15 protein-coding genes are annotated in these 18012 nt (G+C 66.8%); 7 read left to right on the forward strand and 8 right to left on the reverse strand.

Annotated features, from left to right (window positions below):
- The first annotated feature begins 67 nt into the window (after positions 1–67).
- On the forward strand, positions 68–1888 hold the full coding sequence (locus VF662_RS03645) for an ABCB family ABC transporter ATP-binding protein/permease (RefSeq protein WP_464137795.1): 1821 nt from the start codon (positions 68–70) through the stop codon (positions 1886–1888).
- 50 nt (positions 1889–1938) lie between these two features.
- Here the strand turns inward: VF662_RS03645 and VF662_RS03650 are convergent, their stop codons facing one another.
- The gene (locus VF662_RS03650; RefSeq protein WP_464137797.1) at positions 1939–2373 is read right to left on the reverse strand and encodes a hypothetical protein; all 435 of its coding nucleotides are present in this window, start codon (positions 2371–2373) and stop codon (positions 1939–1941) included.
- Between the two features lie 120 nt (positions 2374–2493).
- On the opposite strand from VF662_RS03650, the gene recQ reads away from it, so the two are divergent.
- Both recQ and VF662_RS03660 read left to right on the forward strand, forming a co-directional pair.
- Positions 2494–4278, forward strand: coding sequence for a DNA helicase RecQ (recQ, locus tag VF662_RS03655; RefSeq protein WP_464137800.1), 1785 nt, complete (start codon positions 2494–2496; stop codon positions 4276–4278).
- Positions 4262–4672, forward strand: coding sequence for a protein tyrosine phosphatase family protein (locus VF662_RS03660; protein ID WP_464137803.1), 411 nt, complete (start codon positions 4262–4264; stop codon positions 4670–4672). Before recQ ends, VF662_RS03660 begins: the two co-directional genes overlap by 17 nt.
- On the opposite strand, the gene VF662_RS03665 is transcribed toward VF662_RS03660, so the two are convergent.
- The 4 genes from VF662_RS03665 to VF662_RS03680 are packed head-to-tail and all read right to left on the reverse strand — an operon-like array spanning position 4663 to position 7066.
- A complete protein-coding gene (locus VF662_RS03665; RefSeq protein WP_464137804.1) occupies positions 4663–4869 on the reverse strand; it encodes a putative signal transducing protein in 207 nt (68 codons plus the stop codon). The genes VF662_RS03660 and VF662_RS03665 overlap by 10 nt on opposite strands.
- A complete protein-coding gene (locus VF662_RS03670) occupies positions 4869–5408 on the reverse strand; it encodes a DUF924 family protein (RefSeq protein WP_464137806.1) in 540 nt (179 codons plus the stop codon). The genes VF662_RS03665 and VF662_RS03670 overlap by 1 nt, the downstream gene beginning before the upstream one ends.
- Positions 5408–6838 (reverse strand): metalloprotease TldD, encoded by a 1431-nt coding sequence (tldD, locus tag VF662_RS03675; protein ID WP_464137808.1) that lies wholly within the window; start codon positions 6836–6838, stop codon positions 5408–5410. The genes VF662_RS03670 and tldD overlap by 1 nt, the downstream gene beginning before the upstream one ends.
- Positions 6839–6856: 18 nt before the next feature.
- Entirely contained in the window at positions 6857–7066 is a 210-nt protein-coding gene (locus tag VF662_RS03680) for a zinc-finger domain-containing protein (protein WP_464137810.1), read from the reverse strand.
- Between the two features lie 257 nt (positions 7067–7323).
- Here VF662_RS03680 and VF662_RS03685 point away from each other — a divergent pair, with 257 nt between their 5' ends.
- Positions 7324–8253 (forward strand): ABC transporter ATP-binding protein, encoded by a 930-nt coding sequence (locus VF662_RS03685; protein ID WP_464137865.1) that lies wholly within the window; start codon positions 7324–7326, stop codon positions 8251–8253.
- A gap of 165 nt (positions 8254–8418) precedes the next feature.
- On the forward strand, positions 8419–10011 hold the full coding sequence (nadB, locus tag VF662_RS03690; RefSeq protein WP_464137811.1) for an L-aspartate oxidase: 1593 nt from the start codon (positions 8419–8421) through the stop codon (positions 10009–10011).
- On the opposite strand, the gene VF662_RS03695 is transcribed toward nadB, so the two are convergent.
- Together VF662_RS03695 and VF662_RS03700 are read right to left on the reverse strand one after the other, a co-directional pair.
- A complete protein-coding gene (locus VF662_RS03695) occupies positions 10008–10859 on the reverse strand; it encodes an alpha/beta fold hydrolase (protein WP_464137812.1) in 852 nt (283 codons plus the stop codon). The genes nadB and VF662_RS03695 overlap by 4 nt on opposite strands.
- A gap of 10 nt (positions 10860–10869) precedes the next feature.
- Complete coding sequence (locus VF662_RS03700; RefSeq protein ID WP_464137815.1) at positions 10870–12069, reverse strand: cation:proton antiporter; 1200 nt, start codon at positions 12067–12069, stop codon at positions 10870–10872.
- Positions 12070–12146: 77 nt separating this feature from the next.
- Between VF662_RS03700 and polA the strand changes: the two genes are divergently transcribed.
- A complete protein-coding gene (gene polA / locus VF662_RS03705) occupies positions 12147–14915 on the forward strand; it encodes a DNA polymerase I (RefSeq protein ID WP_464137816.1) in 2769 nt (922 codons plus the stop codon).
- Positions 14912–16498: a lipopolysaccharide biosynthesis protein gene (locus tag VF662_RS03710; RefSeq protein WP_464137817.1), complete on the forward strand. Its 1587-nt coding sequence runs from the start codon at positions 14912–14914 to the stop codon at positions 16496–16498. Before polA ends, VF662_RS03710 begins: the two co-directional genes overlap by 4 nt.
- Here the strand turns inward: VF662_RS03710 and VF662_RS03715 are convergent.
- Positions 16455–17987 carry an FAD-dependent oxidoreductase gene (locus tag VF662_RS03715; protein WP_464137819.1) on the reverse strand — a complete coding sequence of 511 codons (1533 nt, stop codon included), beginning with the start codon at positions 17985–17987 and terminating at the stop codon, positions 16455–16457. The two genes, VF662_RS03710 and VF662_RS03715, sit on opposite strands and share 44 nt — an antisense overlap.
- Between the last annotated feature and the right edge of the window lie 25 nt (positions 17988–18012).

Genomic DNA, 18012 nt, shown 5'->3' on the forward strand with positions numbered 1-18012 from the left:
CGCTCTGTTCCTGTTGATTCGCTCCCGTAACTTGGTGCTTCGGCGGCGCATCCCTATTTAGACGAACATGCCGCCCGAGCCGACGAACCCGACAGCCGCCCCCGAAGCGGGCTGGGCGACGATGCGCCGCTTCCTCCCCTATCTGTGGCCAAGGGGCGAAGCGGGGCTGAAGACGCGCGTCGTGATCGCGCTCGTCCTCGTGTTCATCGCCAAGGGCGCGACGCTCACCATGCCATTCGCCTACAAGGGCGCGATCGACCGGATGTCGGGCGGCGTGACCGCTGCGGCCGGCCTCGCGATCGCACTCGTCGTCGCTTATGCGGGCGCGCGCTTCGCCGGCGTGCTGTTCGACAACCTCCGCAACGCGATCTTCGAGAAGGTGGGCCAGAACGCGGCCCGCCGGCTTGCCGAGAACGTGTTCCGCCACGTCCACTCGCTGTCGCTCCGCTATCATCTGGAGCGTCGGACCGGAGCGCTCACCAAGATCGTCGAGCGCGGCACCAAGAGCATCGACATGATGCTCTATTTCCTGCTCTTCAACATTGCCCCGACGGCGATCGAGCTCATCGCCATCTCCGTGATCTTCGGAGTGAAGTTCGGTCCGGGTCTGGTCGTCGCGACGCTCGTCATGGTGGTGAGCTACATCGCCTTCACCCGCATCGTCACCGAGTGGCGGGCGAAGCTGCAGCGGCAGATGAACGAGGTCGACAACCAGGCGATCGCCCGGGCGGTGGATTCGCTCCTCAACTACGAGACCGTTAAATATTTCAACGCCGAGGACCGCGAGGCGAAGCGCTACGGCCATGCGGTGCGGCAATTCGCCGATGCGGCCGTGAAGAACGAGACCTCGCTCGCCTGGCTCAACATCGGCCAATCGCTGATCACCAACCTGATGATGGCGGGCGCGATGGCCTATTCGGTGTGGGGCTGGAGCCGCGGCATGTTCACCACCGGCGACGTGGTGCTCGTCAACACCCTGCTCGCCCAGCTCTTCCGGCCGCTCGACATGCTCGGCTGGGTCTACCGCACGATCCGCCAGGGCCTCATCGACATGGAAGCGATGTTCGGAGTGATCGACACGCCCGCCGAGGTGAAGGACCTCGCGGGCGCGCCCGACCTCCGCGTCACCGCCGGCCATGTCCGGTTCGAGGACGTGCATTTCGGCTACGAACCCGAGCGGCCGATCCTGAAGGGCGTCAGTCTCGACGTGAAGCCGGGGACGATGCTTGCGGTGGTCGGACCCTCCGGCGCCGGCAAGTCGACGCTGTCGCGTCTGCTGTTCCGCTTCTACGAGCCGACCTCCGGCCGGATCACGATCGACGGTCAGGATATCTGCGGGACGACCCAGCAAAGCCTGCGCCGCGCGCTCGGCATCGTTCCGCAGGACACCGTGCTGTTCAACGACACGGTCGGCTACAATATCGGCTACGGCAGGGACGGCGCCAGCCAGGCCGAGATCGAGGAAGCGGCGCGCGGCGCTTCGATCCACGACTTCATCGTCAGCCTTCCCGAAGGCTACGATTCGAAGGTGGGAGAACGGGGGCTGAAGCTGTCCGGCGGCGAGAAGCAGCGTGTGGCGATCGCGCGCACCTTGCTGAAGGACCCGCCGATCCTGATCCTCGACGAGGCCACCAGCGCGCTCGACAGCCGAACCGAGGCCGCAATCCAGGCGACTCTCCGCGACGTGGCGGCCAACCGAACCAGCATCGTCATCGCCCACCGCCTCTCGACGGTGATGGACGCCGACCAGATCGTGGTGCTGGACGAGGGCCGGGTCGCGGAGCGCGGTACGCATGCGGAGCTGCTGCGCAAGAACGGCCTCTATACCGAGATGTGGCAGCGCCAGCAGAGCGAGGCCGAGCAGGAGCAGGCCGAAGCCGCGGAATGAACCGGCGACGGCGCGGAAGGTCACGACCGGCGTGCGAAACAGGCGAAGTTTCACCGTGACTTTCCGTCGATCCGCCTGACGCTTCGCCGCCGCTGCATTTCCTGGCGATAGAGGCGCAAGACCGCGTCATTGTCAGAGGAATGGAGGGTGCCGACATGCTTGCCGCCGCGCATGATCGGCTTCAGCGTGCCGTAGAAATACCGGTGCCAGAGCAGCTCATGTGTGGACATCCGGACCCGGCGCGGCTCGGCCAGGATCGAATCCCAGGCGGCGGCGAAGCTTTCGGCGCCGGGCTTGTCACGCAGACGGTAGGCGCTCTCGCGAGTCATCCCGACATGGCGCGCCGCGGCGGCCACCGACCAGGTTTCGCAAAGATGTCCGAGGAAATCCGCCTGCCGCCCCGGCGTCCAGCCGTCGCTTCGGTAGCGCAAAGGGACCGGCGTGAAGGCGGGAACGCGGCGGCGCGGAGACGAGTCTTGCTTCATCCGGCAGCTTAGAACATAATAGGAACACTGTAGGAAAGACTTTTTTGTGAGAGGCACCGCAGCGGAACCGGAAACATGCGCCCTCGACTTTGCTCGGCACGAACGGATACGGAGCGGCGAGTGACCGATCCCCTTTCGATCCTCCGCTCCACCTTCGGGTTCCAGGATTTCCGCGGCGTGCAGCGGCAGGTGGTGGACCGGGTGATGGCGGGCGAGCACACGCTTGCGGTGATGCCGACGGGGGCCGGCAAGTCGCTCTGCTACCAGGTGCCGGCGCTTGCGCGGGCGGGGACTGCCCTGGTGGTCTCGCCGCTGATCGCGCTGATGCACGACCAGATCCGCTCGGCGGACGCGTTCGGCATTCGGGCTGCGGCGCTGACTTCCGCGGACGACAATCGCGAGGAGACGGTGGCGCGCCTCAAACGCGGCGAGCTCGATCTGCTCTATGTGGCGCCGGAGCGGGCAACGGGGGAAGGCTTCCGCAACCTCATCGAGCGGGCGCCGCTGGCGCTGATCGCGATCGACGAGGCGCATTGCGTTTCCGAATGGGGCCACGATTTCCGGCCCGATTACCGGCTGCTGCGGCCATTGCTCGACCGCTTTCCGGACGTGCCGCGGCTGGCCCTCACGGCCACGGCGGACCGGCAGACGCGTGCGGACATCCTCGTTCAGCTCGGGATCCCCGAGGACGGGCTGGTGCTTGCCGGCTTCGACCGGCCGAACATCCGCTACCATGTCCACAGCCGCGACGGCGTGGCGTCACAATTGAAGAGCCTGCTTGCCGAGCAGCCGGGGCCGGGAATCGTCTACGCGACCAGCCGCGACAAGACCGAGAAACTGGCCGAACAGCTCGGCTCTGGCGGCCGCAAGGTGCTGCCTTACCATGCCGGGCTCGATCCGCGCGTCCGGGCGCGGAACCAGGCCGCGTTCGTCGCTTCCGAAGACATGGTGATGGTGGCGACCATCGCGTTCGGCATGGGCATCGACAAGCCGGACGTACGCTTCGTCGCCCATGCCGGGCTGCCGAAATCGATCGAGGCTTATTACCAGGAGACGGGCCGCGCCGGCCGTGACGGGGATCCCGCCGAAGCGCACCTCTTCTGGGGGGCCGAGGATTTCTCGCGGGCGCGGCGGCGGATCGAAACCGAGGTGCCGGAGGACCGGCGGCCTGGCGAACGGCAGCGGCTGAACGCTCTGGCCGCTCTGATCGAGACCGCCGAGTGCCGCCGGGCCCTGCTGCTTCGCCATTTCGGCGAGGCGCCGCCCGCCAGATGCGGCAATTGCGACAATTGCCTGTCGCCGCCGAGCAAGGTCGATGCGACCGAGGCGGCGCGGAAACTGCTCTCCGCCGCGTTCCGGACCGAGATGCGGTTCGGCATCGGCCATCTGGTGGACGTGCTCGCGGGCCGCGAGACGGACAAGATCCACAATTTCAACCATCACCGCCTCTCCGTCTTCGGCATTGCCGGCGAGGACGAGCTGGCGCTGATGAAGCCGGTGGCGCGGGCGCTGCTGGCGAGGGATGCGCTAAGAGCGGACGAATATGGCGGCCTCTCCTTCGGCCCGGCGGCACGCGCGATCCTCAAGGGCGAGGAGCAGCTGGAGCTCGTGCTTCCGCCGAAGCGCCAGCGGCGGTCGAGGCGGGGCTCGGCCGAGCCTGACGCCGATCCCCTGTTCGAAGCGCTTCGGGCCTGCCGCCGCGACCTTGCAAGGCAGGCGGGCGTGCCGCCCTATGTGATCTTCCACGATTCGACGCTGCGTGAGATCGCCGCCCTGCGCCCGACCAGCCTCAACGCGCTCGGCCGCGTCGGCGGCGTCGGGGAAGCCAAGCTCGCCAGATATGGCGAGGCGTTCGTCGAGGCAGTCCGAAGCTTTGAAGGAGAAGCCCATGTTCCGGCGGATTGACGAGAAGACGCTGGTCGCGGGGCAGGTCCATGCCGAAGACATTGCAGCCGCCAAGGCCGCGGGCGTGACGATGATCGTCAACAACCGTCCCGACGGCGAGGCGGCGGGGCAGCCCCCTGCCGCCGAGATCGAGGCGGCGGCGCGGGCGGCGGGGCTGGGCTATCGGCACATCCCGGTGGCCTCCGGCTTCTCCGCGGGGCAGGTCGCGGCGATGGCGGAGGCTCTGGAGGCGGCCGAGGGGCCGGTGCTCGCCTTCTGCCGATCAGGGACCCGCTCCACCTTCCTCTGGGCGCTTGCGCGCGCCGAGGTGGGGGACGATGGCGAGGAATTGATGCGCAAGGCCGCGGCCGCCGGATATGATCTGAGCCCGATCCGGGCGCTTCTTCAGCGCTGATCCTCCGCGAGGACGATCTTCGCGGCCTCGAGGTCGCTGTCGTCCACCATCAGCCGCACGGGCACGACGCCGTCGAGGCCGCCCCAGTTCATCTCGCCGTCGAACAGGAAAGCTTCGATGCCGTCCGCCAGCAGAGCGGAGCGCACGACGTTCGCTTCGAAGCTCGTGTAGAAGCGGGCGAGCTCGACCAGCGCCATCACCAGGGAACGACGTTGCCGGCGGCGATCTCGTCCGGGCGGGGCGCTCGGCCGAGGATTGCGTTGCGGTGCGGGAAGCGGCCGAAGCGCTCGATCACGTCGTGGTGCTTCTTCGCGAAGCCGAGCTGATAATCGTCGCCGAGGGCGGTGAAGAGGGCGAGCGAGCGCTGCTGGTCGGCCAGCTCCTCGCTATGCTGGAAGGGCATGTAGAGGAAGCCGCGCTTCGGCTGTTCGAACGTTTCGTCAAAGCCGCGGGCGACAGCTTCCTTGGCTAGGGCGAGCGCCATGTGATCCGTGGCGAACTGGTCGGCATGGCCACGGAACATGTTGCGCGGGAGCTGGTCGAACAGGATGATGGCTGCCAGCGCCTCGTCAGCGGAGCCCAGGAAGTCCGCAATCGGCCGCGCGCGTTGCTGCTCCCAAAGCTCCAGGAAGTGCTTGCGGCAGGCTTCGTCGAGCTCCGTATCCGACTTCCACCATTGCTCCGGCTCCAGGCCGAACCAGAAGCCGAGGACCTCCTGGACCCAGGCCTCCCCCATCAGGCGGCGGTGCCGCCGACGGTGAGGCCTTCGATGAGGAGCGTCGGCTGGCCGACCCCCGCGGGCACGGACTGGCCGCCCTTGCCGCAGATGCCGATGCCTTCGTCGAGCGCCATATCGTTGCCGATCGCGGCGACCTTGGTGAGGACGGTGGGGCCGTCGCCGATCAAGGTGGCGCCTTTGATCGGGGCTCCAAGTTTGCCGTTCTCGATCTTGTAGGCCTCGGTGCAGCTGAAGACGAACTTGCCGCTCGTGATGTCCACCTGGCCGCCGCCGAAGCTCTTGGCGTAGATGCCGTTCTTGGCGCGGGCGAGGATCTCGCGGGGATCGTCATTGCCCCCGAGCATGAAGGTGTTCGTCATTCGCGGCATCGGCGCGTGCGCGAAGCTCTCGCGACGGCCGTTGCCGGTCGGCTCGACCCCCATCAGCCGGGCGTTGAGGCGATCGTGGATGTATCCCTTGAGGATGCCGTCCTCGATCAGCGTATTGCACTGCGTGGGCGTGCCCTCGTCGTCAATCGTGAGCGAGCCGCGGCGGGCGCCGATCGAACCGTCGTCCACCACCGTCACGCCGGGGGCGGCGACCCGCTCGCCGATGCGGCCGGAGAAAGCGGAGGTGCCCTTGCGGTTGAAATCGCCTTCGAGCCCGTGGCCGATCGCTTCGTGGAGGAGGACACCCGGCCAGCCGGGGCCGCACACGACCGTCATCTCGCCGGCGGGCGCCGCGACCGATTCGAGGTTCACCAGCGCCTGGGCCAGCGCCTCATCGATCGCGCGGTTCCAGGTGCCCTCCACGAAGAGATCGTCGTAGAGATAACGGCCGCCGAGCCCGAAATAGCCGCTTTCGCGCCGCCCGTTCTGCTCGACCACGATCGAGACGTTGAGGCGGACGAGCGGACGGACGTCGTGGGCGACGAAGCCGTCGGCCCGGACGATGTCGATCACGCTCCACGAGCCGGCGAGCGATACCGAGACCTGAACCACCCGCGGATCGCGGGCGCGGGCGGCGGCATCGACCTGCTGGCAGAGCGCGACCTTCTTCGCGAAGGGGATGAGGCTCAGCGGGTCGGAATCCGTGTAGAGCGCCGCGTTGGTTCGGCGCGGCGGCGCGGCCTTGGGCGATTTCGACGGATCGAGCACCGCCATCGTCTCGGCGGCGCGGCGGATGGCGGCTTCGGAGAGCTCGTTGGCATGGGCGAAGGCGGTGGTCTCGCCCGAGACTCCGCGAAGGCCGAAGCCGGCTTGGGTGTTGAAGTCGGCGGCCTTTAGGCGCCCGTCGTCGAAGCTGAAGCTCTCGGACGCGGTATATTGGAGATAGAGCTCGCCGTCGTCGCAGCTCCTCAGCGCCTCCACTGTCAGGCGCTGGGCGGCTTCGGGTGAGAGGCCATCGTTGCGGTAGAGGAAGCGGCGGGGATCGGCGAGGCTGTTCATCCTGCCGATATAGGCGGGTTACGCGGCCGATCCACCCTCATCGGCAGGGCCGCCCTTGAGGACGAACCTTTTGTCGCAATAGCCGCACTCGACGAAGCCGGTCTCGTCGATCTGCAGGTAGACGCGGGGGTGGCCGAGCGCGGGATGGGTGGCGCTTGCGCCGTCGCAGGCGACGCGCGGCGTCGTCACATAGGCGATTTCGGGAACCGAGGGATCGTTCGTGGCCATGGCCCCGCCTCTAGCAACGGCCATGGGGGCAGACAATCGCCTTCCGGCGACGGGCTGCCCCCCGTGGCGATCAGCGCAATTACGCCGCACCGACCGCCGACGCATACCGTGCCCGGGCACCGCAACGGCACCAGCTCCGATGCGCGGGCATGGACCCGCTCTAGCCGCCGCGCGTGAAAGCGAGGTTACGGCGAACGGTAAACGGCGCCTTTCCGCATTGCTTTGCGGGAGGGCGGTAAGCCGCTATGCGCGGGCCCATGCCCGGCGCCGCCATTTCGATCGAAAACCTTCAGAAAACCTATGCGGGGGGCAAGCGGGCGCTGGACGGCGTCAGCCTCGAAGTGCCGCGGGGGCAGATCTTCGGGCTGCTGGGGCCGAACGGCGCCGGCAAGTCGACGATGATCAACATCCTGGCCGGGCTCGTGAACAAGACCGGCGGGACGGCCTGCATCTGGGGCTTCGACATCGACAAGCACCCGCGCAACGCCAAAGCGTCGATCGGCATCGTGCCGCAGGAGATATTGTTCGATCCGTTCTTCACACCCGCGGAGACGCTGGAGATCCAGGCGGGGCTCTACGGCGTGCCCAAGGCGGAGCGGCGGACGATGGAGCTGCTTCGAGCGGTCCATCTCGAAGACAAAGCCGGCGCTTATTCGCGGACCCTCTCCGGGGGCATGAAGCGGCGGCTGCTGGTGGCCAAGGCGATGGTGCATTCGCCGCCGATCCTGGTGCTGGACGAGCCAACCGCCGGAGTCGATATCGAGCTTCGCCAGCAGCTTTGGGAATATGTCAGAAGCCTCAACGCCGAGGGCGTGACGGTGGTCCTCACCACGCACTATCTGGAGGAAGCCGAGCAGCTCTGCGACCGCATCGCGATCATCAACCACGGCCGCCTGATCGCCAACGAGACCACGCGCACGCTCGTCGGAATGGCGCAGGAGAAAGCGGTGGAGGTGGTCGTGGACCGCGATCTCACCACCGTCCCCGACGCCTCTTGCTTCGACAAGATCGAGATCGTGCGCGAGCGGACGCTTGCGATCACCTACCGCAAGGACAGGGTGAATGCGGGGGAGGTGCTTGCGGCGCTACAGCGGGACGGGCTCGGCATTGTCGACGTCTCGACGCGGGAGGCGGACCTGGAGGACGTATTTCTGAACCTCACCCGCGCCTCCAACGCGAATGGCTGACAGGCCCCAATCTACCCTCCCTCCCAGGGAGGGGATCAAGGGGTGGGTGCGCGCGTCTGCGCGCCTAGGAGACTCTTTCGGGATGCCCATAGAGCGAACCGACGGCATTGAGCCGTCGCTTCGCTCACCCACCCCCAGCCCCTCCCTTCCAGGGAGGGGGGTTTCGTGAGCGATAGAAGCTTCGACGTGATCGTCATCGGCTCCGGCGCGGCCGGGCTGAGCGCGGCGCTCAACATCGCGCCGCACCTCAAGGTCGGAGTTCTTGCCAAGGGCGAGATTTCAGCAGGCTCGACCGCTTGGGCGCAAGGCGGGATCGCGGCGGTGCTCGATGCGGGCGACACGTTCGAGAAGCATATCGAGGACACGATCGTCGCCGGGGCGGGGCTCAACGACCGCCGCGCCGTCGAGTTCGTGGTCGAGAATGCCCCCGCTGCCATCGAGCGGCTGGCAGAGTTGGGCGTGCCCTTCAATGCCGGCGAATCCGAGCGCTGGCACCTGACGCGCGAGGGCGGCCACAGCCACCGCCGCATCGTCCACGTCGCCGACGCGACCGGCTGGGCGGTGCAGCAGGCGCTTGAGAATGCCGTCGCCAAGCATCCGAACATCACGCTCATCCCGCACATGGTGGCGATCGATCTCGTCACCGCGCGCCACGCGATCCATGGAAGCGGCGAGAAGCGAGTGTGGGGCGTCTATGCGGTGGACGCGGCCAAGGGCGGGGTCTCGCTCTTCACCGCCCGGGCGACGATCCTCGCCACCGGCGGTGCAAGCCGGGCCTGGCTCTATTCGACGAACCCGAGGGGCTCCACCGGCGACGGCATCGCGATGGCCTGGCGCGCGGGCTGCCGGGTGTCGAACATGGAATTCAACCAGTTCCACCCGACCTGCCTCTACAATGTCGAGGTCAAGAATTTCCTCATCACCGAGGCGATGCGGGGCGAAGGCGGGCAGCTCAAGATCCCCGGCAGCGGCCATCGTTTCATGCCGGACTTCGACGAGCGCGCCGAACTTGCCCCACGCGATATCGTTGCCCGCGCGATCGATCATGAGCTGAAGCGGCTCGGGCTCGACTTCGTCCATCTCGACATCAGCCACCGCGATCCCGAATTCGTCCGCGACCATTTCCCGACGATCGCCGAGCGGCTCGCACAGCCCGACATCGGCATCGACATCACCCGCGAGCCGATCCCCGTCGTGCCGGCGGCGCATTACACGTGCGGCGGAGTGATGGTGGACCTTCACGGCTGCACCGACGTCCCCGGCCTCTATGGCGCGGGCGAAGTGACCCAGTCGGGCCTGCACGGCGCGAACCGCCTTGCCTCGAATTCCGTGCTGGAATGCCTGGTCTTCGGCCTCGCGGCCGCCCGGCACATCAACGAAAATTGGGACGAGCTCCCCCCTCCCCCGGCGATCCGCCCTTGGGACGAGAGCCGGGTCACGCATTCCGACGAGGAGGTGGTCGTCCACCACAATTGGCGCGAAATCCGGCGCTTCATGTGGGATTATGTCGGCATCGTCCGCACCACGAAGCGCCTGGAGCGGGCGCTGAACCGGGTCGAGCTCCTCCGTCAGGAGACCGAAGAATATTACGGCCATTTCCGGGTGACGCCGGACCTGATCGAACTCAGGAACCTGGTCGAAGTCTCAGGCCTGATCGTCCGCTCCGCTTTGGAGCGGAAAGAGAGCCGCGGCCTCCACTACACGCTCGACTTCCCGGACATGATCCCGGAGGCCACTGATACGGTGCTGGTGCCCTAGCTTCCGAGGAATGATCTAAAGGCGGCGTAGAACGCGCCCGGCTGCTCGTACATGATCATGTGGCCGCTATTCGTGATCGGCACGAGCTTTGCGGTGCGGGCTCCGGCGTAGGCGAGGCGGTATTCGCGCGTGATTTGAGCGGGGTCCACATATTCGCTTCGGGCGGGGGTGGCGTAGACCACGGTGAGCGGAGCCGCGATCCGGGGAAGCTCGGGTGTGAGATCGGTGAGCGCGAGCTCGTGCGTGGCGCGTGCAACCACATCCGGATCGCTTCGGCCGTCCACCTTCGGGCTGCCGCTCAGCATCCCCACCACCGATTCGACGAGGCGCCGGCCGCCGGGCGTGGCGGTGATGCCGCGAAGGCTCTCGGCCAGGCCTCGGACGCCGGTCGCCGACGAGCCGACAAGACCCGCCGGCTGCGGAAGCATGTCGACGACCATCGCCTTGCCAACTTGCGCCGGGTGACGCGCTGCGACCATCATCGCAACGGTGCCGCCCATCGAATGGCCGACGATTGCCGGCCGGCCGAGCTTGTTCGCGGCGATGTAGCGGGAGATTTCCTCTGCCACCGGAGCGACGACGGCGCCCGACGCATTGCCGCCCGCGGGGCTGCCGCCGAAGCCGGCGACCTGGACGAGATGGTAACGATAGCCGGGAACATTGGCGACGGTGCCGCTCCAGACATCGCGGGAGGCGGTGAGGCCGGGGATCAGGATGACGTCAGGGCCCGCCCCTTTCACGACCACCGAAAAGCGGGTCGGCTGGAACGGAGCGGCTTCGAGCGCAGAAGGCGCACAGGCGGCGAGGCCGAGAGCAAGCGCCGAGGCGAGAAAGCTTCTTCGATTCATGCGCTTCGCCTTAAGCAGGCTCAGTTGAACCGCGGATGAGCCCGAGGCGGCGCATCAGCGGCTCCATGGTCAGGCCCTGAACGAAGATCGAGAAGGCGACGACTGCAAAGGCGACACTGATGATGTCGCCGCGCTCGGGGATGTTGGCCGGAAGCGCAAGCGCCAGCGCGAGGGCCAGCGCACCGCGGAGGCCGCCCCACCAGAGCACGTGCTGGTAAGCGGCGGGGATTCGGAGGCTCGAGCGGCCGAACATCAAAGCCACGGGGTAGACGGAGGCGGCGCGGCCGATGAGCGAGAGCAGCACGGCAATCGCTGCGACCGACAGCAAAGGCCCGAGCGAGATGTTGGCCTCCCTCCCGCCGATCAGGATGAAGATCAGCGAATTGACGAGGAAGGCCGCATATTCCCAGAACGAAAGGACCGCAGGGCGGCCGCTGTCGGAGATCGAGCCCATCCAGCCGACGTTTCCGACCAGAAGCCCGGCGGTGAGCGCGGCGAGCACGCCCGAGACATGGAAATGCTCGGCGAGCAGGAACGAGCCCCAGGCCGCGAGCGTGGTGAGGGTGATCTCGACAAGGTGATCGGTCGTCCGGCCGGCGATCAGCAGCAGGGGACCCGCAACGGCGGCGCCGGCGAGGATCCCGCCCAACACGGTGAGCAGCAATTCGCCGCCGATGCTCACTGGAGTGACGGCGCCCCCCGCCGCGATCCCGACCAGGATTGCGAACCCCACTGCAGCGACGCCGTCGTTGAGCAGGCTTTCCGATTCGACGAGCATGTGCAGCCGATCGTCGACGTCGATCTGCTTGAACATGGCGATGACTGAAACGGGGTCGGTGGCTGCGATCAGGATGCCGAAGAAGGCGGCGCCGAGCCAGCTCCAGCCGACCAGATAATGCATCCCCGCAGCGACGATGCCGGCCGCGAGAAGCACTCCGAGCGTGACGAGAAGCAGCAACAGGGGAAGCTCCCGGCGGAACGGGCTCCAGCGGATCTGGATCGCGGCCTCGAACACCAGGGGCGGGAGGAAGACCGTGAACACCAGCTCCGGCGTCAGCGGCATCTCGACGCCGAAGGGGAGCAAGGCGAGCGCGATGCCGGCCGCGACGAGGCCGACGCTGTAGGGCAGCTTCAGCCGCCGGGTGATCATCGCCACAAGCGAGGCGACGAACAGCAGCAGCCCAAGCGTCCACGCGTCGAGATGGTGCAATATTCTCCCCTTTCAGGAAGGCCAACGATGGCGCTCGGCAGTTGTTTCAATGGGCAAACCGGCTACATCCTCTGCCGATGGCCTCCCCTCACCTCTATCTCGTCGACGGATCGAGCTATATTTTCCGCGCCTATCACCGGCTGCCGCCGCTCACCAACCGGCATGGGCTCAATGTGGGCGCGGTCTATGGTTATACGACGATGCTGTGGAAGCTCGCCGAATCCCTCCACAAGCAGGACGGGCCGACGCATCTGGCCGTGATCTTCGATGCGTCCTCGAAGACGTTCCGGAACGACATGTACGGCGAGTACAAGGCAAACCGGCCCCCGCCGCCGCCCGACCTCGTCCCACAATTTCCGCTGATCCGCGACGCCACGCGCGCCTTCTCGCTGCCGTGCATCGAGGAGGAGGGGCTGGAGGCGGACGACATTATCGCCTGTTACTCGAAAGCGGCGCTGGCCGAGGGGTGGAAGGTCACGATCGTCTCATCGGACAAGGATCTGATGCAGCTGATCGAGCCCGGCCTCGACATGCTCGACACGATGAACGACCGGCGCATCGGCCGGGATTATGTGATCGAGAAGTTCGGCGTGGGGCCGGAGCAGCTCGGCGAAGTGCTGGCGCTGATGGGCGACAGCGTCGACAACGTGCCCGGCGTTCCGGGCGTCGGGCCGAAGACCGCGGCGCAGCTCATCCAGCAATATGGCGATGTCGAGACGCTGCTTGCCCATACCGACGAGATCAAGAAGCCGAAGCTGAAGCAGAATCTGGAGGAGCATGCCGAGGCGGCGCGGCTTTCGCGCGAGCTGGTGCGCCTCGTGTGCGATTCGCCGCTGCCCAAGCCTTTGGGCGAGCTGGAGATGCAGGGCATTCCGGACGGGCCCCTGCGGGAATTCCTTGAGGATCAGGGCTTCCGGTCGCTGGTGGCACGCCTCAACGGCACCTCGCAGGTGAAGGCGCCTTCGGAGGTCGCGTCGGAGACGCCGGTGCAGCGCGAAGTGCGGCCGGAGCCGAAGATCGACCGCTCCGTCTACGAGACCGTCACCACCGAGGAGGCGCTCGACCGCTGGATCGCCGAGGCGACGCGGAATGGGCTGGTGGCGGTCGATACCGAGACGGACGGCTATGACTGCGTCACCGCCAAGCTGGTCGGAATCAGTCTCGCCACCGAATGCGGCAAGGCCTGCTACATCCCGCTGGAGCATGGCGGGCACGACCTCCTTTCGGAGCGGCCCGAGCAGATTCCCTCCGAGGTGGCGCTGGCGAAGCTTAAGCCGATGCTCGAAGACCCGGCGACGCTGAAGATCGGGCACAATTTCAAGTTCGACTGGATCGTGTTCGACCGGCGCGGGATCAAGGTTGCTTCGATCGACGACAGCCTGGTGATGAGCTTCAACCTCGATGCGGGCGGGCTCAACAGCCATTCGATGGACGATCTCGCCAAGAAGCATCTCGACCACGACTGCCTCACCTTCAAGGAGCTGTGCGGATCGGGGCAGAAGCAGATCAAGTTCCACCAGGTGCCGCTCGACCGCGCCACCGAATATGCGGCCGAAGATGCCGACGTGACCTTGCGGCTCTGGAACCGCTTCAGGACGCGCATGCCCTACGAGCGGGTGGAGCGGGTCTATCAGATGGTGGACCGGCCGCTGGTGCCGGTGGTCGCGCGGATGGAGCGCGAGGGCGTGAAGGTCGACCGGGAGGAGCTCGGGCGGCTCAGCCATGAATTCTCGACCCAGATCGCCGCGCTCGAGGAGCGCATTTGCGGCCTCGCCGGGTGCCAGTTCACGATCGGGAGCCCGCAGCAGCTGGGCGACGTGCTGTTCAACCAGATGGGGCTGAAGGGCGGGCGCAAGGGCAAGTCCGGTACATGGTCGACCGACGTCAACGAGCTGGAGCGGCTGTCGCGCCAAGGCGTGCCGATCGCGAGCATGGTGCTGGAATGGCGGCAGCTGTCGAAGCTCAAATCCACCTACACCGACGCCCTGCAGCAGCAGATCAACAGGGAGACCGGGCGGGTCCATACCAGCTACAGCCTGTCCGGCGCTCAGACGGGGCGACTGTCCTCGACCGATCCCAATCTCCAGAACATCCCGATCCGCACCGAGATCGGCCGGCGCATCCGCGACGCCTTCGTGGCGGAACCTGGCCATGTGATCCTCGCCGCCGACTATAGCCAGATCGAGCTTCGTCTCGCCGCGCACATGGCCGACGTGCCGCAGCTGAAACAGGCTTTCTCCGAAGGCGCGGACATCCACAACCTGACGGCGCAGGAGCTGTTCGGCGAAGTGAACCGCGACACCCGCGCGTCGGCCAAGACGATCAACTTCGCGATCCTCTACGGCATTTCGCGCTGGGGCCTCGCCGGGCGGCTGTCGATCACCGCCGACGAGGCGCAGGCGATGATCGACCGCTATTTCGATCGCTTCCCCGGCATCCGCGATTATATCCACACGACGCTGACCAACGTTCGCGACACCGGCTTCACCACCACCTTATTCGGCCGGAAGACCCACTTCCCGAGCATCAAGAGCAAGATCCAGCACGAGCGGCAGGGCGCGGAGCGGGCGGCGGTGAACGCGCCGATCCAGGGAACCAGCGCCGACATCATCAAGCGCGCGATGGTGCGGATGTGCCCGGCGCTCGAAGCCGAGGGGCTCGGAAGCACGCGCATGCTGATGCAGGTGCATGACGAACTGGTGTTCGAAGTGCCGGAAGCGGACGTGGAGCGCGCGAGCGGGGTGATCCGGGGCGTTATGGAGCGTGCGGCCGAGCCCGCCGTGAGCCTGTCGGTGCCGCTCGGCGTCGACATCGGCACCGGGCCCAATTGGGGCGCCGCGCATTGAGGGAGGCGGCGCCGGCCGCCGGTGAGGATATCGCCGCCCTCGCCAAGGGCGGGCGGACGAACTTTCTCGGCTTCCTGATGCGGCTTGCCGCTCGACTACCCTTTCTGTTCATCGCCGGCCGGATCTATGGCGCTGAGCAGCTAGGCCGCTTCGCCTATGCGGTGCTGATCGTCGAGTTTGCGGCTCAGCTTGCCACCCTGGGGCTGAAGCGCGGGCTCGCCCAGCAATTGGCCTCCACCGACAAGCCGCACGTCTGCGTCGTCTGGGACGGGATGCTGGTCGCGTTCTTGGCATCGGCGGTGGGGACGGTCGTGCTGGCGATGTTCCCGCAGGCGATGTTCCCGAACAGCCCGATCCACGGCCTCGAATGGATGCTTCCGCTGGTCGTCTTCGCAGTGGCGGGATCGGACGTCGCGCTCGCCGCGCTGGCCTACCGGCACAATGTGCGCGCGACCGTGACGGCTCGAGCGATCGTCGAGCCCTGGACGCTCAGCATCGCAGCGTTCGTGCTCTCCTTCCTCTCCTCGCGCGACGGCCTCATCATTTCATATGTGGTGTCGATGACGGCGGCTTTCGCAGCCTCCCTGTGGCCGCTGTTCAAGGCTTACGGCGCGCCCAGGGGATGGCGGCCGGACCCCGGCGCACTCTGGACGATGGCGCGGCGCAACACGCCGCTTGCGGCCGCGGACGCGATCGAATGGGGCTCGCGGCGCCTCGACATCGCCATCCTCGGGCTGTTCTTCTCGCCGGTGATCGTCGGCGTCTATTATGTGGCCCAGCAGGTCGCGTCGCTGCCGCAGAAGCTCAAGACCAGCTTTGATCCGATCCTCGGGCCGGTGATCACCCAGAAGCTGGCGGAAGGGGACAAGAAGGCGGTCGCGAAGCAGGTCCGGCAGGTCGGATTCTGGATCATTGCAGCGCAGACGGGCGTCGCCCTGGCACTCGGGATTCCGGGAGAAGCGGTGATGGGCCTCGTCGGCGCGACCTTCGTCGGCGGAACCGCAGCCCTCGCCTTCCTTCTCGCGGCGGAGGTCGTCGCGGCGACGGCGGCCGTTTCCGAAGCTGCACTCGTTTACGTGGCCCGGCACCGGAACCTGATGATCTCGACGCTGATGATCATCGTGCAAGGCGCGCTCAGCATCGTCCTCATCCTGGTCCTGCGCGGGCTGGAGGCGCCGGCGCTGCTGGTGAACATGTTCGATTTGCCTACGAACCGCCTGCCGGAGAAGTTCGTCGCCGCCGCTCCGGCGATGGCGCTTCTGCTGGCGCTCGGACTGGCTTCGATCCTAAAGTCACGGCTCCTGTGCCGGATCCTGGGGGCGCCGGTGCAGGGCTGGCGGATGCCGCTCATCTGGGCAGCGGGCGCTGCGGCCGCAGTCGGTTACCTGCTGATGCTGCTTCCGCCGCGCCTCGAATTCGTCGAGCTGATCGTCGGGATCCCGGCGATCCTGGCGGTGTTCGGGATCGTTCTCTGGCGGTTCGGCTTCACCCACGAAGATCGCGTGCTCTTCCGGCGGAGGAAGGACGAGGCGCTGGAGCCTACTCTTCCACCTCCGCCAGGGGCTTCACCGCCGGCCCGTTGAGCACCTGCCCGTCCGGCGCGAATTGGGAGCCGTGGCAGGGGCAGTCCCAGCACCGCTCGAAGCCGTTCCAATGGACGAGGCAGCCCATGTGGGTGCACACCGGCGAGCGGCGGATCACCGACCCGTCCTCCGCCTTGAAGGTGGCGACCTGCTTCAGCCCCTCGCGAATGATCGCCCCCTCTCCGGGCTGCAGCTCGTCGGCGGACTTGACGTCGCCGGGGCCGATATATTCAGCGAAGTTCTTTACCGCTCCCGCCTGCTCGCGAATGAATTCGCCGATCGAGGACGTGGAGGTGAGGGACTTCCGCGCAGGATCGAACACGGGCGCGTAGCGGCTATCCTCGCCGATGATCAGCGGCATGATGGTGAGGCTGCCGGCAACGCCGTTGGTGATCCCCTGCCCCGAATCGCCGGTGTGGATGTAGATGTTGGTGTTGCCGGGGTTGCGGCCCGAGAAGGGCATGAAGTCGATCGGCTCGAACACCATGCCGGACCAGCGATATTCCGCGCCCGTGAAGCTCGGATAGCGCTCGCGGGTCCAGCTCTCGAGATCGGCGAGGCGCTGCTCCATGTCGTAAGCCTCGCCCGACCGGTGATCGCCGCCGCCGACGATGAGCAGGTCCTCCGTTTCATCGAGCGGCTGGATACGGACATAATGATAGGCTTCGTACGTGTCCCAGACGAGCGCGTCCGGCACAGATCCCTTGGGCACCCGGCCCGCCACCACATAGGTGCGGTCCGGAGTCTGCTTGGCGTGGATGGCCACCTTGTCGTTGGTCGGCGAGTTCGTGCAGAAGACGGCGGCGCGGGCGCGGATCACCGGCCCCGCTTCAGTCGTGATCTCGACGCCGTCGTCCGTCTCCTTGTCGCCGGCATGGACTGTGTTCGCATAGATGCGGCCGCCGCGGGCGAGGATCGCCTGGGCGAGGCCGCGCAGATATTTGGTCGGGTGGAAGCGGCCCTGGTTGGGGAAGCGAAGCGCCATCCCGGTCTCGATCCCCGGCACCGGCGCCTTCTCAACCCATTCCACATCGACGTTTATCGATTTGCAGGCCTGGTATTCCTCCTCGAGCCAGGAGCAGTGATCGGGCTCGGCGGGGAAGAGGTAGCCGTCGACGCGTGCGAAATCGGCGTCGATGTCCTCGTCGCGGCAGATCGCCTCGATGCGGTTCACAGCCGCTACCTGGCTGTCGTGATAGAGGCGCGCCTCGTCCTCGCCCCGGACCTTGATCAGCTCCGAATAGAAATCGTCGAGCTCGGTGGCGAGGTGGGCGGTGGTGCGAGCGGTCATGCCGTTGCCGATGCCGCCGCGATCGATGACGATCACCGAGCGGCCGAAGCGGGAGAGCTCGTAGGCGGTGGAGAGGCCGGCAATGCCAGAGCCGATCACCACCACGTCGCACTCCGCGTCAGCGGTGAGCGGCGGCGCATCGATCACCGGCGCCTCGTGCATCCAGTAGGAAATGCTTCTTTCGTCGCCGACGTTCATGCTTGGCCTCCCTTGTTCGGGAAAG

Source organism: Allosphingosinicella sp., assembly GCF_036387215.1.
GTDB lineage: Bacteria > Pseudomonadota > Alphaproteobacteria > Sphingomonadales > Sphingomonadaceae > Allosphingosinicella.

Bases quoted from the DNA above. Each gene is read 5' to 3' on its own strand.
- VF662_RS03645 (WP_464137795.1), top strand. From the start codon at position 68: ATGCCGCCCGAGCCGACGAACCCGACAGCCGCCCCCGAAGCGGGCTGG.
- VF662_RS03650 (WP_464137797.1), bottom strand. From the start codon at position 2,373: ATGAAGCAAGACTCGTCTCCGCGCCGCCGCGTTCCCGCCTTCACGCCG.
- VF662_RS03660 (WP_464137803.1), top strand. From the start codon at position 4,262: ATGTTCCGGCGGATTGACGAGAAGACGCTGGTCGCGGGGCAGGTCCAT.
- VF662_RS03665 (WP_464137804.1), bottom strand. From the start codon at position 4,869: ATGGCGCTGGTCGAGCTCGCCCGCTTCTACACGAGCTTCGAAGCGAAC.
- VF662_RS03670 (WP_464137806.1), bottom strand. From the start codon at position 5,408: ATGGGGGAGGCCTGGGTCCAGGAGGTCCTCGGCTTCTGGTTCGGCCTG.
- tldD (WP_464137808.1), bottom strand. From the start codon at position 6,838: ATGAACAGCCTCGCCGATCCCCGCCGCTTCCTCTACCGCAACGATGGC.
- VF662_RS03680 (WP_464137810.1), bottom strand. From the start codon at position 7,066: ATGGCCACGAACGATCCCTCGGTTCCCGAAATCGCCTATGTGACGACG.
- VF662_RS03685 (WP_464137865.1), top strand. From the start codon at position 7,324: ATGCCCGGCGCCGCCATTTCGATCGAAAACCTTCAGAAAACCTATGCG.
- VF662_RS03695 (WP_464137812.1), bottom strand. From the start codon at position 10,859: ATGAATCGAAGAAGCTTTCTCGCCTCGGCGCTTGCTCTCGGCCTCGCC.
- polA (WP_464137816.1), top strand. From the start codon at position 12,147: ATGGCCTCCCCTCACCTCTATCTCGTCGACGGATCGAGCTATATTTTC.
- VF662_RS03715 (WP_464137819.1), bottom strand. From the start codon at position 17,987: ATGAACGTCGGCGACGAAAGAAGCATTTCCTACTGGATGCACGAGGCG.